At 71.7% G+C, this 15322-nt stretch carries 15 protein-coding genes and 1 tRNA gene; 13 read left to right on the top strand and 3 right to left on the bottom strand.

Translation table 11 applies throughout. The features are described from left to right. The first annotated feature begins 21 nt into the window (after positions 1-21). From ACFRFH_RS06960 to ACFRFH_RS06975, 4 genes are read left to right on the top strand one after another with little or no spacing between them, the layout of a single operon-like run. Positions 22-1197, top strand: coding sequence for a PP2C family protein-serine/threonine phosphatase (locus ACFRFH_RS06960; protein ID WP_382462253.1), 1176 nt, complete (start codon positions 22-24; stop codon positions 1195-1197). Next, positions 1194-3146 (top strand): glycosyltransferase family 2 protein, encoded by a 1953-nt coding sequence (locus tag ACFRFH_RS06965; RefSeq protein WP_382462254.1) that lies wholly within the window; start codon positions 1194-1196, stop codon positions 3144-3146. The genes ACFRFH_RS06960 and ACFRFH_RS06965 overlap by 4 nt, the downstream gene beginning before the upstream one ends. Further along, on the top strand, positions 3143-3475 hold the full coding sequence (locus ACFRFH_RS06970) for an STAS domain-containing protein (RefSeq protein ID WP_382462255.1): 333 nt from the start codon (positions 3143-3145) through the stop codon (positions 3473-3475). Before ACFRFH_RS06965 ends, ACFRFH_RS06970 begins: the two co-directional genes overlap by 4 nt. After that, positions 3468-3893: an ATP-binding protein gene (locus ACFRFH_RS06975; RefSeq protein WP_382462256.1), complete on the top strand. Its 426-nt coding sequence runs from the start codon at positions 3468-3470 to the stop codon at positions 3891-3893. The genes ACFRFH_RS06970 and ACFRFH_RS06975 overlap by 8 nt, the downstream gene beginning before the upstream one ends. 52 nt (positions 3894-3945) lie before the next feature. Here the strand turns inward: ACFRFH_RS06975 and pgm are convergent, their stop codons facing one another. Continuing rightward, positions 3946-5565, bottom strand: coding sequence for a phosphoglucomutase (alpha-D-glucose-1,6-bisphosphate-dependent) (pgm, locus tag ACFRFH_RS06980; RefSeq protein ID WP_382462257.1), 1620 nt, complete (start codon positions 5563-5565; stop codon positions 3946-3948). 71 nt (positions 5566-5636) lie between these two features. On the opposite strand from pgm, the gene pheA reads away from it, so the two are divergent. The 3 genes from pheA to ACFRFH_RS06995 are packed head-to-tail and all read left to right on the top strand — an operon-like array spanning position 5637 to position 8072. Beyond that, positions 5637-6626, top strand: coding sequence for a prephenate dehydratase (pheA, locus tag ACFRFH_RS06985; protein ID WP_382462258.1), 990 nt, complete (start codon positions 5637-5639; stop codon positions 6624-6626). Continuing rightward, a complete protein-coding gene (locus ACFRFH_RS06990) occupies positions 6601-7323 on the top strand; it encodes a hypothetical protein (protein WP_382462259.1) in 723 nt (240 codons plus the stop codon). Before pheA ends, ACFRFH_RS06990 begins: the two co-directional genes overlap by 26 nt. 44 nt (positions 7324-7367) lie before the next feature. After that, a complete protein-coding gene (locus tag ACFRFH_RS06995) occupies positions 7368-8072 on the top strand; it encodes a DUF4190 domain-containing protein (RefSeq protein WP_382462260.1) in 705 nt (234 codons plus the stop codon). A 10-nt stretch (positions 8073-8082) separates the two neighbouring features. Here ACFRFH_RS06995 and ACFRFH_RS07000 read toward each other — a convergent pair whose 3' ends face one another. After that, a complete protein-coding gene (locus ACFRFH_RS07000) occupies positions 8083-9069 on the bottom strand; it encodes a diacylglycerol/lipid kinase family protein (RefSeq protein WP_382462261.1) in 987 nt (328 codons plus the stop codon). Between the two features lie 35 nt (positions 9070-9104). Between ACFRFH_RS07000 and serS the strand changes: the two genes are divergently transcribed. From serS to ACFRFH_RS07030, 6 genes are all read left to right on the top strand, one after another. After that, positions 9105-10370: a serine--tRNA ligase gene (gene serS / locus ACFRFH_RS07005; RefSeq protein ID WP_382462262.1), complete on the top strand. Its 1266-nt coding sequence runs from the start codon at positions 9105-9107 to the stop codon at positions 10368-10370. Further along, positions 10367-11179, top strand: a complete 813-nt coding sequence (locus tag ACFRFH_RS07010; RefSeq protein ID WP_382462263.1) for an HAD family hydrolase — start codon at positions 10367-10369, stop codon at positions 11177-11179. Before serS ends, ACFRFH_RS07010 begins: the two co-directional genes overlap by 4 nt. A gap of 170 nt (positions 11180-11349) precedes the next feature. Then, positions 11350-12630, top strand: a complete 1281-nt coding sequence (locus ACFRFH_RS07015) for an LCP family protein (RefSeq protein ID WP_382462264.1) — start codon at positions 11350-11352, stop codon at positions 12628-12630. Positions 12631-12802: 172 nt separating this feature from the next. Beyond that, entirely contained in the window at positions 12803-14059 is a 1257-nt protein-coding gene (locus ACFRFH_RS07020; RefSeq protein ID WP_382462265.1) for an MFS transporter, read from the top strand. Between the two features lie 105 nt (positions 14060-14164). Continuing rightward, positions 14165-14252, top strand: a tRNA-Ser gene (locus tag ACFRFH_RS07025). A 147-nt stretch (positions 14253-14399) separates the two neighbouring features. After that, a complete protein-coding gene (locus ACFRFH_RS07030) occupies positions 14400-14651 on the top strand; it encodes a hypothetical protein (RefSeq protein ID WP_382462266.1) in 252 nt (83 codons plus the stop codon). On the opposite strand, the gene ACFRFH_RS07035 is transcribed toward ACFRFH_RS07030, so the two are convergent. Further along, positions 14618-15322 carry a sirohydrochlorin chelatase gene (locus tag ACFRFH_RS07035; RefSeq protein ID WP_382462267.1) on the bottom strand — a complete coding sequence of 235 codons (705 nt, stop codon included), beginning with the start codon at positions 15320-15322 and terminating at the stop codon, positions 14618-14620. The two genes, ACFRFH_RS07030 and ACFRFH_RS07035, sit on opposite strands and share 34 nt — an antisense overlap.

The following is a 15322-nucleotide window of genomic DNA, read 5'->3' on the forward strand; positions in this document are numbered from 1 at the left end:
CACCTCAGTACAGTTGTACGCATGGTCGTCGACGCGCAGGCGGTGCAGCAGACAGAGAGCGCGCGGCAACGCGCCCTGGCCGGCCTCCGGGTCGTGGACAGCGGGCCGGAGGCGCGGTTCGACCGGATCACCCGGCTCGCGCAGCAGCTCTTCGCCGTGCCGATGGTGAGCATCACCCTCCTCGACGGCGACCGGCAGTGGCGCAAGTCGCACATCGGGCTGACCACCGAGGCGCCGCGCGAGAAGGCGTTCTGCGACGTCACGGCCCGGCAGGACTCGGCGCTGATCGTGTTCGACGCGACCGCGGACGATCGCTTCGCCGACAACCCGTTCGTCGTCGGCGACCCGCACCTCCGCTTCTACGCGGGCGAGCCGCTGCACGCGCCGGGCGGGGAGGCCGTCGGCACCCTGTGCGTGCTGGATACCGAGCCGCACGCGATCACGCCGGAGCAGGAGCGCGTGCTGCGCGACCTCGCGGACTGGGTGCAGGACGAGCTCAACCGCGACGACGAGATCGACCGGGCGGCGATCGCGCAGAAGGGCCTGCTGCCGCGCCGCAAGCCCCGGGCACCCGGGTTCGACGTCGCGGCGGCCTGCGAGCCGTCGCGCGGCGTCTCCGGCGACTTCTACGACTGGTACGACGTCGGGGACGACTTCTGCGTCACGGTCGGCGACGTGATGGGCAAGGGGATGGCCGCGGCGATCGTGGGCGCGTCCGTGCGCACCGCGCTGCGCAGCGCGATGGACTTCTCCGACCTGGAGGACTCCGTGGACGCCGCCTCCCGGCTCGTGGAGGAGGACCTCGACCAGCTCGCCACGTTCGTCACCCTCTTCCACGCCAAGGTGCACACCGACGGCGCGGTCGACTACGTCGATGCCGGCCACGGGCTCGCGGTGATCGTCCGCGACAGGGGACCGCTCGAACGGCTGCAGAGCAGCGCGCTCCCGCTCGGCCTCCCCGCGCCGGAGCCGCGGACACCCGACCGGGTGATGCTCGGCCCCAACGACTCCCTGGTCTGCGTGAGCGACGGCGTCCTGGACGCGCTCGGCGGAGACCGCGCCTTCCCGGTCCTGGAGGCGATCGTGCGGGGCAACGTCACGCCGGGCGGCGCGGTCTCCCGCATCCTCAGCGCCGCGCGCGGAGGCGTGCCGATCGACGACGTGACCGCCGTGATCGTGCGCCGGAGCACCTGGTGAATCGCGGGCTGCTCCGCATCGTCTGCGTCCTCACGGTGTTGGCCGGCCTCGACTATGTGGCGTGGCGGTGGCTGGCGTCGGTCAACTGGTCGGCCTGGTGGATCGCCGTGCCGCTCGTGGTCGCGGAGACCTACAGCCTGGTCGACACCTTCTTCTTCGCCATCACGATGTGGCGCGTGAAGGTGCGCACCGGCCCGGACGCGCCGCCCGCCGGAACGGTCGACGTCTTCATCACCACGTACGACGAGCCGATCGACCTCGTGCTGACGACCGCGCGCGCCGCGAAGGCCATCCACTACCCGCACAGCACCTGGGTCCTCGACGACGGCGACCGCCCGGAGATGCGCGCTGCGGCGGAGCGGGAGGGGCTCGGCTACGTCACCCGCTCCGAGGACTGGGTGGACAAGCCGCGCCACGCCAAGGCGGGCAACCTCAACAACGCGCTCTTCCAGACCGACGGCGAGTTCCTCCTCATCCTGGACGCCGACCAGATCGCCGAGCCGCAGATCCTGGACAGCACGCTCGGCTATTTCGCCGACCCGAAGGTCGCGCTCGTGCAGACGCCGCAGTTCTTCTCGAACGTGGACGAGGCCGACCCGCTCGGCAACCAGGCGCCGCTGTTCTACGGCCCCATCCAGCAGGGCAAGGACGGCTGGAACGCCGCCTTCTTCTGTGGCTCCAACGCTGTGCTCCGCCGTGACGCGCTGATGGAGCTGGGCATCGTCGGCTACGTGCGCGACGTCGAGCAGACGGTGCGGCTCTCGCTCCGCTCCGCCGACCGCCTGCTGGCGAAGGCGGAGCGCTCCGCCCGCTCCGACCCGGACGCCGCGCGCCTCATCTCCGAGGTGCGCGGACATGTGGAGGCCGCCAACGCCCGCCTGCGCGCCGGCGACAGCGTCGGCGAGGTGACGTACCGCCTCCAGAAGCAGGTGGACGACGTGTCGCGGTCGGCCGTCCGCAGCGACGTCGCCGCGATGGAGGAGGACCTGCGCGCGATCGCCGCACTCCCGGTGCAGGCCGACTCCGAGCTGGGCGCGTTCGTGGTGGACGAGGTCGCGCTCGACCGGCTCGCCGAGCGGGACTGGTCGCCGCTCGGCGCGATCGACTCCGTGCAGCGCATCGCCGACACGCTCGCCGTCGACCGGCCCGGCCAGGCGCAGCCGGTCATGCCGATGGCGACCATCTCGGTCACGGAGGACATGGCGACGGCGATGCAGCTCCACGCGGGCGGCTGGCGCAGCGTTTACCACCACGAGATCCTCGCCTGGGGGCTCGCGCCGGAGGACCTGGGGACGATGCTCGGCCAGCGGCTGCGCTGGGCCCAGGGCACCCTCCAGGTGATGCTGAAGGACAACCCGCTCGTCAAGCGCGGGCTCACCGCGGGCCAGCGGCTGATGTACTTCGCGACGATGTGGAGTTACCTCTCCGGCTTCGCGTCGGTCGTCTACCTGGCGGCGCCGGTCATCTACCTGCTCACGGGGATCATGCCGGTGACCGCGTGGAGCGTCGAGTTCTTCGCGCGATTCCTCCCGTATTTCATCCTGAGCCAGTTGATGTTCCTCGTCGCGGCCCGCGGGCTGAAGACCTGGCGCGGCCAGCAGTACGCCCTCGCGCTGTTCCCGTTGTGGATCCGCGCGTGCTGGACGGCCGCCGCGAACGTCTGGTTCGGCCGCAAGCTCGGCTTCGTCGTCACGCCCAAGGAGCGCAGCAGCCGAGCGCCCATCCCGTGGCGGCAGATCTGGCCGCAGCTCACGGCGATGGCGGTGCTCGTGATCGCCGCGGTGGTCGGCGTCCTGCGTGTCATCGCCGGAACCGCGGACGGGTTGGGCACGCTGGTGAACACGGTCTGGGTGATCTACGACCTGGTCGTGCTCGCCGTCATCCCGCGCGCGGCCCTGTACCGCAGACCGGCCGCACACGCGGCCAGGAAGGAGCCCCGCCTCCGATGAACATCACCACGACCATCCGGGAGGACGGTGTCGCCGTGCTCGCCGCGGACGGCCGGATCAACCTGGTCACCGCCCCGACCGTGCGCCGGGAGGTGCAGCGGGTGGTCGACGAGGGCCACGCACGGCTCACGCTCGACCTCAGTGAGGTGGAGTTCATCGACTCCTCCGGCCTCGGCGCGCTGGTGAGCGGGCTGAAGACCGCCCGGACGGCGGGCGGCGACCTGCGACTGGCCGCGGCGTCCGAGCAGGTCGCGAGCGTCCTGCGACTGACCAACCTGGACCGCATCCTGCGCGTGTACCCGGCGACCGACGACGCCTACCGTGACTGACGCGTTCCGCGAGGCGTTCCTCGCGCCGGCGGACGCCGAGGCGATCGAGCGCGTCCACACGCTCTTCGAGGAGCTCGCCGTGCGCCGGCCGGACATCCCGGCCGAACGCCGCGGCGCGTTCGAGCTGGCCGTCGTGGAGGTCGTGACCAACGTCATCCAGCACGGCAAAGAGGGAACCCGCACCCGCGTGGAGCTGGAGGTGGGGCACACCCCGGACGGCATCCGCGCCGTCGTCACCGACGACGCCGAGCCCGCCGACATCGACCTGACGTCGACGGCCATGCCCGACCCGGAGGACTTCGGCGAGTCCGGCAGGGGCCTCGCGCTCATCGCCCTGCTGGTGGACGAGTTCACGCACGAGCCGCTGCCGCACGGCAACCGCTGGACGCTGGCCTCCGGCACGCCGAAGGGCACGTAAACGCCCCTAAAACCGCGTTTTAGGGGCGTTTACGTGCCCCTCGACGGAGGATTTACGCGCCGAGGGCGTCGCCGACGATGCGCTTGGCCTCCTCTTGGACCTCGCGAAGGTTGTCCTCGCCCGCGAAGCTCTCGGCGTAGATCTTGTAGACGTTCTCGGTGCCGCTGGGGCGGGCGGCGAACCACGCCGTCGCGGTCTCCACTTTCACGCCGCCGAGGGGTGCGTCGTTGCCGGGCGCGCGGCTCAGCTTGGCGGTGATCGGCTCGCCGGCGAGCTCGGTCGCGGCGATGGCGTCGCCGTCGAGCTTGCCGAGGGCGGCCTTCTGCTCCGGGCTGGCCGGGGCGTCCACCCGCTGGTAGACCGGGTCGCCGAAGCGCTCGGTCAGCTCGCGGTAGAGCTGGGAGGGCGACTTGCCGGTCACGGCGCGGATCTCGCTGGCGAGCAGGGCCAGCAGGATGCCGTCCTTGTCGGTGGTCCAGGCCGAGCCGTCGAAGCGCAGGAAGCTCGCGCCCGCGCTCTCCTCGCCGCCGAAGCCCACTGAGCCGTCGATCAGGCCCGGGACGAACCATTTGAAGCCCACCGGGACCTCCCACAGCCGCCGGCCCAGGGACTCCGCCACCCGGTCGATGATCGACGACGAGACGAGCGTCTTGCCGACCGCGGCGTCCTCCCGCCAGCCGGTGCGCGTCGCGAACAGGTAGTCGATCGCCACCGCCAGGTAGTGGTTCGGGTTCATCAGGCCGCCGTCCGGCGTCACGATGCCGTGCCGGTCGGCGTCGGCGTCGTTGCCGGTCAGGATGTCGAAGTCGCCGCTGCGCGCGACGACCGACGCCATCGCCGACGGGCTGGACGGGTCCATCCGGATCTTGCCGTCCCAGTCGAGGGTCATGAAGCCCCAGGCCGGGTCGACCTCCGGGTTCACGACGGTGAGGTCGAGTCCGTAGGTGTCGGCGATGGCCTGCCAGTAGTTGACGCTCGCGCCGCCCAGGGGGTCGGCGCCGATGCGGATGCCGCTCTCCTTGATGGCCTTCACGTCGATGATGTTCGCGAGGTCGGCCACGTAGTTGCCGCGGAAGTCGTAGGTCTCGACGCCGCTCGGCTCGGCCATCCGCACGTCGCGCATCCCGTCCGCGATGATCTCGTTCGCCCGCTTGGCGATCCAGCTCGTCGCGTCGGTGTCGGCCGGGCCGCCGTGCGGCGGGTTGTACTTGAAGCCGCCGTCGCGCGGCGGGTTGTGGCTCGGCGTGACCACGATGCCGTCGGCCTGGTCCGGGTGGCCGGCCTTGTTGTAGGCGATGATCGCGTGCGAGACGGCGGGCGTCGGCACCCAGTCGTCGAACTCGTCCACGAGCACGCGCACCTCGTTGCCCACCAGCACCGCCAGCGCGGTGGTCGTGGCGAACTCGCTGAGCAGGTGGGTGTCGGCGCCGATGAACAGCGGGCCGGTGATGCCCTGCGCGTTGCGGTACTCCACGATCGCCTGCGTCGTCGCGGCGATGTGGTTCTCGTTGAAGGCGGTGTCGAGCGCCGACCCGCGGTGCCCGGAGGTGCCGAACACCACGCGCTGCTCGGCGATGCTCACGTCGGGCTTCAGCTCGTAGTACGCGCGCCGGAGGGCGTCGACGTCGATGAGGTCGGAGGGCTGCGCGGGGGTGCCTGCTCGTTCGTCCATGCGACTACTCTTCCACGGCGGCGGGGAAGGGGCGAGGGCCGGACGCGACGCCCCTCGATATGCTGAGGCCCATGTCCTCCGCGCCCGACCCCACCGCCGAGCTGACCGCGTCCGTGGACGAGGTCTACAGCTTCCTCGGGCCGTCCGGCACCTTCACGGAGGCCGCGCTCGCGCAGGTCCCGGAGGCGCGCGGCAAGAGCTGGCGGGCCGTCAACAACGTGGGGGAGGCGCTCGCCGACGTGGTGTCCGGGCGCAGCGTCGCCGCGATGATCGCCATCGAGAACTCCATCGAGGGCGGCGTCTCCGTCGCGCAGGACGCGCTGGCGACCGTCCCCGGGCTGCGGATCGTCGGCGAGTACCTCGTGCCCGTGAACTTCGTGCTCGTCGCCCGGCCGGGGACGACGCTGGCCGATGTGCGCACGATCAACGCTCATCCCGTCGCGTACGCGCAGTGCCACCAGTGGCTCGACGCCCACCTGCCCGCGCACGGGCATCTTCCCGCGTCCAGCAACGTCGCCGCCGCGGCCTCCCTGTTCGACGGGAGCACCGCCGATGCCGCCATCGCACCGCCCGGGATCGTCGACCACCACGACGTGACCGTGCTCGCCGAGAACATCGGTGACAACCCGAACGCCGTGACCCGGTTCGTCCTGGTCAGCACGTCGCGCAGCGTGCCGGCGCCGACCGGGGCCGACAAGACCAGCCTGATCGCCGAGCTGCCGGACGACCGTCCCGGCTCGCTGCTCGACCTCCTGGAGCAGTTCTCCACCCGCGGCATCAACCTGAGCCTGATCGAGTCGCGGCCCATCGGCGACGCCCTCGGCCGCTACCGGTTCGTCATCGACGCGGACGGCCACATCCACGACGAGCGCGTCGCGGACGCCCTGCTCGGCCTCCGCCGGTTCAGCCCGTCCGTGATCTTCCTCGGCTCGTATCCGCGGGCGGACGGGGTGCGCGTCGACTTCGACCAGCGCTACCGCGACGAGGTCTTCACCGAGGCGCGCGCCTGGCTCGGCACGCTGGTGGACGATCACGGTGACGCTGCGGACGACCGCGGGTAAGCTGCGCAGCAGGGAGCGCTCCCATCCGAGGCCGCTCCCATCCGATGCGCGGGAGGTCGGGATGATCGTGGACGACGAGCAGAAGGACGCCGCGCGCGGCATCGACCCCCGCTACGACCCGCAGTTCCAGCGCGGCTACCGGCCGCAGCCGGGTGAGCGGGCCAGGACCCGCCTCCGTGCGGCGCCGTCCGTGGCGACGGAGGACGACCGTCGCGAGGAGGAGGACCGCGCGCCGGTCGAGGCGGCCTCGCTGAGCATCGCGCCGGTCGACGTGCCGCGGGTGGCGCCGGCGGCGCAGCCTCCCGCCGAGGCCGGTCTCGACCGCGCGTACGCGGCCCCGGCGCCGGCCCCATCGTCGGTCCCGTCCTCGGCCGCCGGCATCCTCGACCGGCTCGAGCTCTCGCCGCGCCGCAATCCGCTGATGCTCGCCCTCTGGCTGGTGTCCGGCGGCTTCGTCGTGCTGGGCATCGTGCTCTACTCGGTCTCGGTGAGCCTCTCCTACACCGGCTCCACGCCGTCGACCGACGTCGGCTCGCTCGTGATCTCGCAGCTCGGCTGGATGCTCGCCGGCCCGCTGATCACGGTCGGTCTGCTCACCCTGGTGGCGCTGCTGTTCCTCACGGCTCTCGCCGGGCGCGGCCCGAAGCGCACGCCGTATCCGGAGGGCGAGAGCGAACTGCCGGACGACGAGCGGTAGGTCGCGCGGCCGGAACCTGCGGCAGGCTGCACAATGGGAGGCCTATGGCCTCCGACCCCGTCCCGCCGTCCGACCGGTCCCCGTACCCGTCGCCGTACGCGCAGTATCCGCCGTACCAGCCGTACCCGCCGTACTCGCCGTACCCTCCGCCCGAGCCGGCGACGAACGTCCTGGCCATCGTCGGGTTCATCACGTCGTTCTTCGTCGGCCTCGCCGGGATCATCTGCGGGCACATCGCGCTGTCCCAGATCCGGCGGACGGGGGAGAAGGGCCGCGGCCTCGCGCTCGCCGCGACGATCATCGGCTATGCGCAGGTCGCCCTGCTCGCCCTGTGGATCGGCGCGGTCGTCATCATCGTCGCGATCAGCAGCGTCGGCCACTTCGCGACGGCGGCGGGCTCCGACGCCCCGGTCGCGCCGAGCTCCGAGTGCACCACGCTGCAGAGCGCGGCGCAGGCGCTCTCCACTGCGCTCACGACCCTCCAGTCCTCCGATTGGAAGGATCGGCCGGCCGACGCGAAGACCACGCTCCTCGACGAATGGTCGACCTTCGACGGTGCGACGTCCTCGCTCCAAGACCAGAAGAGCTGGGATGCGATCGACACGACCGACAACGACCTGAGCGCCCTCAGCACCGCCCTCGTCGACTATGAGGCGGCGGCCCCGGGCCAGGGCGACGCGTCCGCGGTCGCATCCGCGTTCACGCAGGTCGAGGACGGCCTGCACACGCTGATGTCCAGCTGCGGGTGAGGTCGGGCGCTCACCGGGGCACGCGCACCCGCAGCCCCTGCGGGTCCACGGCGATGCCGAGCCGGATGACCTCCCCGAACCCGTCGCCGTCGATCTCGAACGGCTCCGGCACGTCCAGCTCGACCGCCACCGCCGCCCCGCGCAGGTAGCTGAGCCGTGTGCGGATCGCGCGGTCGGTGAAGCGGATGATCCGCCGCCCGAGCGAGCTCCGGCGCAGCACCCGGTTCTCCCAGGTGACCTTGCGCCAGATCGCCAGCCAGCCGAACAGCGTCGCGGGCTGCAGGATGGCGATGTCGATCAGGCCGTCGTCCACCTCGCTGTCCGGGATGAGCTGCATGTTGCCGGGGAGGGCGCCGCAGTTCGCGAACAGGATGGTGCTGACGTGCGCGGTCTGCTCCGGCTCGTCGTCGATCCCGAACCGGACCCGGACCTTCCGCGAGCGGGGCCACGACCGGAACGCCGACTCGACGTAGGCGAGCCAGCCGACCCGGCGCTTGAGCTCCGGACGCGTGGTCTCGATCATCCGGGCGTCGAAGCCGATGCCGGCCATGACCAGGAAGGCGTGCTCGCTGCTGCTCCCGTCGGGCCGCTCGGCCGTGGCGACCCCGAGGTCGATGCGGCGGGTGACGCCGCCGAACGCGACGGCGACGGCCTCCTCCAGTCCGCTGAACGGGACGCCGATGTTGCGGGCGAGGAGGTTGCCGGTGCCGCCAGGGAGCAGGCCCAGCGTGGCCTCCTGGTCGCGCAGCGCCTCCGCGACCGCACGCACGGTGCCGTCGCCGCCGGCCGCGAGCACGAGCGTGGCGCCGCGTTCGAGCGCCCGCCGGGTCTGGCCCTGGCCGCCGTCCTCCGGCGTCGTCTCCAGCCAGAGCAGCTCGATGTCGCCTGCCTCCGCCGCGCGCGCCTCGACCGCCGCCCGCACCCGCCGCACGTCCACCCGCACGGGGTTGTAGACGACGGCGACCGTCGTGCCGCTCGCCCCCGCCCGATCGTCCACGGGTTCACGCTACTGGACGACGATAAGCTGGGGCAGTGATCGATCCCGTCCTGCTGCGCGAGAACCCCGATGTCGTCCGACGTTCCCAGGAGGCCCGCGGCGACTCCGTTCAGCTCGTCGACGAGGCCCTGCAGGCCGACATCGAGCGCCGGGCCGCTCTCACCGCGTTCGAGGAGCTGCGCGCCGAGCAGAACGTGTTCGGCAAGCAGGTCGCGCAGGCACCCAAGGATCAGAAGCAGGCGCTCGTCGCCCAGGCGCAGGCGCTCGCCGGCCGGGTGAAGGAGGCGCAGCAGACCGCCAACACCGCGGAGGCGCACTTCTCCTCGGTGCTGCGGCGCATCGGCAACCCGATCGTGGACGGCGTCCCGAGCGGCGGCGAGGACGACTTCATCGTCCTCAAAGAGATCGGCGGCGTCCCTGAGTTCGACTTCGAGCCGCGCGACCACCTGGAGCTCGGCGAGCTGCTCGGCGCGATCGACATGGCCCGCGGCGCCAAGGTCGCCGGGGCCCGGTTCTCGTTCCTGCGCGGCATCGGCGCGCGCCTCGAGATCGCCCTGATGAACATGGCGCTCGACAAGGCCGTGTCGAACGGCTTCGTCCCGATGATCACTCCCACCCTGGTGAAGCCGGAGGTGATGCAGGGCACCGGCTTCCTGGGCTCGCACGCCGACGAGGTGTACCACCTGGCCGACGACGACCTCTACCTCACCGGCACCAGTGAGGTCGCGCTCGCCGGCTACCACGCGGACGAGATCCTCGACGTGACCGAGCCGCTGCGCTACGCCGGCTGGTCCACCTGCTACCGGCGCGAGGCGGGCTCGGCGGGCAAGGACACCCGCGGCATCATCCGCGTGCACCAGTTCAACAAGCTGGAGATGTTCGTCTTCACGCTGCCCGAGCACGCGGAGGCCGAACACGCCCGGCTGCTCGCCTGGCAGGAGGAGATGATGCAGGCCCTCGGGCTCAGCTACCGCGTCATCGACACCGCGGCAGGCGACCTCGGGTCGAGCGCCGCGCGCAAGTACGACGTGGAGGCGTGGATCCCGACGCAGGGCCGCTACCGCGAGCTGACGTCGACCTCCAACTGCACGACGTTCCAGGCCCGCCGCCTGGAGATCCGCTACCGCACCGAGTCCGGCAAGACCGCGCCGGTCGCGACGCTGAACGGCACGCTCGCGACGACCCGCTGGCTGGTCGCCATCCTGGAGACGCACCAGCGCGGCGACGGGTCGGTGCTGGTGCCGGAGGCGCTGCGGCCCTACCTGGGCGGCCTCGAGGTCCTGGAGCCGATCGCGCAGTGAGCACTGTTGCCGGGAGCGACCGCCTGCTGATCGCGCTCGACGTGGACGGCACCCTCATCCACGAGGACGAGTCCGTCGGCGACGCCGTGCTGGCGGCCGTCACGCGCGTCCGGGAGGCCGGGCACGAGGTGATGCTGGCCACCGGCCGGAGCTGGGAGACCGCACGGCCGATCCACGAGAAGTTCGGCCTGACCAGCCGGTTCGTCGTGTGCGCCAACGGTGCGCTGACGATGATGCGAGACGAAACCGTCGAAGGCGGTTATCGGCGCGAGTTCATCGAGACGTTCGACCCGACCGAGGTGCTGCGCACCATCCGGCCGCACCTGCCCTCCGGCAGCTTCATGGTCGAGGACCCGACCGGGTTCCGCCGCTACACCGAGGGCATGACCGACTGGGAGCTGGTGAACGCCGAGCAGGTCGAGTTCGACGAGCTCACCGAGCATCCCGCGACCCGCGTCGTGGTGGTCTCGCCGCAGCACGACGAGGAGGAGTTCCTCGCGATCGTGGACCGGATGGGCCTCCAGCGGGTGAGCTACTCGATCGGCTGGACCGCGTGGCTCGACATCTCGCCGGACGGCGTGAACAAGGCGACGGCGATGGAGCGGGTGCGGCACGCGCTCGACATCCCCGCCGCCCGGCTGGTGGCCGTCGGCGACGGCCGCAACGACTTGGAGCTGCTCGAGTGGGCCGGGGCGGAGGGCCGCGGCGCCGCGATGGGGCAGGCGCCGGACGAGGTCAAGGCCATCGCGTCGGAGGTCACCGGGGCGGTGGCGGACGACGGTCTCGCGGCGGTGCTCGACTCGCTCTGAGCGCGTCGCGGGCGGCTGTCTGAGCGCGCCCAAAGGCGGACCGCAGGCTCGAATCGTCCGTTGAGCTGGGATTTCTTCGCCCAGAGCATTTCCAGGCGCCTGTGTCAGGCTTGTGAATGGTGTGTGCCTTCTCAGGTGCCGCCGTGACGACGTCCGACAAGAGGGAGTGAATGAACGAGACGCCCACCCGCGCCCAGGCGCGAGCGCAGGAGAAGTCGGCCGGCCCTTCGGTGGCACGGCACGGACGCCTCAAGCGGCATCACCCGTTCAAGACCGTCGCAGCCCTGCTCGTCGGCCTGCTCGCCGTCGTCGGTATCAGCACGGCAGGCGTCGCGGCCTACGCGACGTACGACGTGGCCTCCAGCCTGAAGCCGGCGGTCAAGCTCGTGGATGCGAAGGGCAAGGTCGTCACGCCCGGCATCGGCGCGATGGACGGCGCGTTCAACGTCCTCCTCGCGGGCTCCGACTCCGGCGGCGGCAACAAGGGCTACGGCGACCGCGGCGAGAACCTCAACGACGTGACGATGCTGCTGCATGTGTCGGCCGACCACAAGAACGCCACCGTCGTCAGCTTCCCTCGAGACATGTACGTGCCGATCCCGTCGTGCCCGGACGGCAAGGGCGGCAGCTTCGACGCGATGAGCAGTCAGAAGATCAACAACACGCTCAGCTACGGCGGACTGGCCTGCACGGTGCTCACGGTCGAGAAGCTGACCGGGCTCGACATCCCGTACGCGGGCGTGATCCAGTTCGACGGCGTGATCGAGATGTCGAACGCGGTCGGCGGCGTGAATGTCTGCGTCGCGGGCGACATCAAGGACCCGTACACCGGACTCGACGTGAAGGCCGGCGAGAACACCCTCCAGGGCGCCCCGGCGCTGGCATTCCTCCGCACCCGGCACGGCGTCGGCGACGGCTCGGACCTCGGCCGGATCAGCAACCAGCAGGTGTTCCTGTCGTCGCTGGTCCGCACCATCAAGAGCGCCGACACGCTCGCGAACCCGGTGAAGGTGTACGCCCTGGCCAAGGCTGCGACGAGCAACATCTCGCTGTCGGAGAGCCTCAACAGCCCGACGACCATCGCCTCGATGGCGATGGCGCTCAAAAACGTCGACGTCCCGAAGGTCGTCTTCGTGCAGTACCCGAACCACTACCAGGGCGACGGTGTGGCCCCGACCAAGGACGCCGCGGACACCCTGATGACGGCGCTGCAGGACGACAAGCCCGTCACCCTGACCGGTGACACCGGCGTCGGCTCGGAGGCGGCGCCCGGCGCGGCGACGCAGGCCCCGGCCGCGCCCGCCGCCCCGGCCACCCAGGCTCCCGCGGCCCCGGCTCCGACGGACACCTCGAGCCCGGCCCCGGGCGACGGCTCGTCCGTGCAGCTCCCGTCCGACGTCCACGGGCAGACGGCCGCGCAGGTCACCTGCTCGAAGCCGTTCCAGGACTGACCTGCTCGGTGTGCCTGGCGGGAATGAACCGCTGTGGTGCACACTTGAATGCAGTGGAGGTCGTCCCTCCGCTCACAGTTCCATCGTGTAACTACCTCGCGCCGGCTCGTCCGGCGGACCAAGGCGGCACTTGAAGCCCGCGGTCCGCCGCGGTGAAGACAGAAGGCCTGGCATGACACGATCCGACACGACCCGCGAGGGCGTGACCCACGAGCCGGAGCGTCCGGCCACGCTGGTCCGCGCCGCGGGGTTCTCCTACTTCCCGGTCGCGCTGCTGGCGCGACTCCCGTACGCGATGATGGTCGTCGGCGTGCTGACGCTCGTCGTCTCGGCGCGCGGCGAGCTGTCGCTCGGCGGCCTGACCTCCGCGATGGTCGGCCTCGGCACCGCGATCTTCGGCCCGCTGATCGGCGCCGCCGCCGACCGGATCGGCCAGCGCGGCGTGGTGCTCGCCGCCGGCATCGCGAACAGCGTCGTGCTGGTGGCGATGGCGTGGGTGGTCTTCAGCCCGGCGCCCGACGGGCTCGTGCTGCTGGTCGCGTTCCTGATCGGCGCGACCGCCCCGCAGGTGTCGCCGATGTCGCGCAGCCGCCTGGTCGGCATCATCGCGAGCCGCCTCCCCGGCGACCGGCACGCCGCCGTCCTCAACGGGACGATGGCGTACGAGTCCGCCGCGGACGAGGTCGTGTTCGTCTTCGGCCCGTTCATCGTCGGCCTCCTGGCCACCACGCTGAACCCGGCCGCCCCGATCATCGGCGCCGCCGTGCTCACCGCGCTCTTCGTGACCGCGTTCGCCCTGCACCGCACCGGCTCCGCCCGCCCGACCGAGGCGGACGGCCTCCCGGTGCGGCAGGCGCCGGTGCGCGAGCTGTTCCGTCCCGGCCTGATCGCGGTCACGGTCGGCGTGCTCGGGATGGGCCTGTTCTTCGGCTCGATGCTCACGGCGCTGACGTCGTTCCTGTCGGACTTCGGCCACCCGGAGCAGGCCGGCCTGGTCTACGGGGTGATGGGCGTCGGCTCGGCCGCGCTCGCGCTCGGCGTGGCCTGGTTCCCGCTCCGGTTCGCGCTGCGCTGGCGCTGGCTGACGTTCGCCGGCATCCTGGCGCTGTCGACGGCCGCCCTCCCGTTCGCGACCACGGTCCCCGGGATGGTCCTGGTGCTCCTCGTCGCCGGCTTCGGCGTCGGCCCCACGCTCGTGACGCAGTACAGCTTCGGCGCCGAACGCAGCCCGGTCGGCCGTTCGGCGACGGTGATGACGATCCTCGGCTCGGCCGTGATCGTCGGCCAGTCGGCGTCGTCGGCGGTCGTGGGGGCGCTGGCCCAGAGCGCCGGCACGCACGCGGCGATGTTCGCCCCGGTCGCGTCGGCCCTGATCGTGCTGGCCGCGGGCGCGGCGAACGTGTTCATCACGGGCCGACGCCCGCGCTGACCGACCCAGATTCGTGCCGAATGTCGCGTTTCACGCGGCGATAAGCGACATTCGGGCCGAAAGTGTCGCCCTGTAGACTTCAACGACGCCGGCACGCCGGCGCCGGGAGGGCTGTCCGAGCGGCCGATGGAGCCAGTCTTGAAAACTGGTGGGCAGAAATGTCTCGTGGGTTCGAATCCCACGCCCTCCGCCACGTTTGCTCTGAGCGGACGAGGCGGACGCCTAGGCGTTCACACTCCGTAACGGTGGCTACCCACGCGCTCTGCACGCCGCCTATCCTTCCCCGGATCGGCTGGTCTTTCCGCACGCAGCCGGCTGCAGGCGAGGAGACGGGGTCCGGATGTCCGAGAGTGTGAGGGAGCGCCGGCGTGCGCTCGTCTTCCTCGGGGTCGTGAGCGTCCTGCTCGGCGCCGTGGCCGTCGTGAGCCTGGTGTTGCCCCAGCCGCAGGCCGGCGCCGGGGTGACCGTGACGGCCGTGCTGCTCCTGATCGGGGCGGCGTACGGCGTGGTGGCCTCGTCGCTGGCGCTCGTGCGCGGCCCGCGCGGTGCGGCGGACGATCAGCGGGCGAACGCCGACAACGCGGTCGAGTAACGGTCGCGTGCAACGGCGATCAGCTCGGGGGCGGGAGGCGTATCCGTGGTCAGCAAGGGCGCGGTGACGATGTCGGCCGCGCAGGCGCGGGTCCGGTCGTGGAAGTAGCCGGGAGCGAGCAGGTAGCTGGCCACCGCGACGCGGGAGCCGTCGTTCGCGAGGTTCCGAACGATCGCGTCGTCGAGTCGCGGAGCGGCGGCACTGAGGAAGCCGACGGTGACGGGATGCTGCGTTGCGGCCTCCAGCAGCAGTCCGGTACGGAGGGCGTCCTCGACGCCGGCGCGGTCGCTGGAGCCGGCGGCCGCGAGGACCAGCCGATCCTCCGGCTCGGCGCCGGCCTCCCGGAGCCGGCGGCGGAGCACCTGCGCGATCCGGTGGTCGGGGCCGAGCGCGTCGGCGACGATCACACGCTCGCCGAACGGCGCCGCGGCGAGGGGGAGGTCGTGGCCGAGGTGGTAGCCGCGGGAGAGCAGCAGCGGCACGACGACGATCGTCGCATCGGCCGGGAGCGCCGCGAGCGCGGTCGGCACGTCCGGCTGCTGGACGTCGACGAACGCGTGGGCGGCGACGTCCGCGTCCACAGCGGCGTGGGTCGCCTCGGCGTAGGCCCCGATGGCCTGCTGGCCCAGCGGGTCGGAGGTGCCGTGCGAGACGGTGAGGATGGCGATCAT

Origin of the sequence: Leifsonia sp. NPDC056824 (genome assembly GCF_042789575.1) — a bacterium.
Classification (GTDB): domain Bacteria; phylum Actinomycetota; class Actinomycetes; order Actinomycetales; family Microbacteriaceae; genus Leifsonia.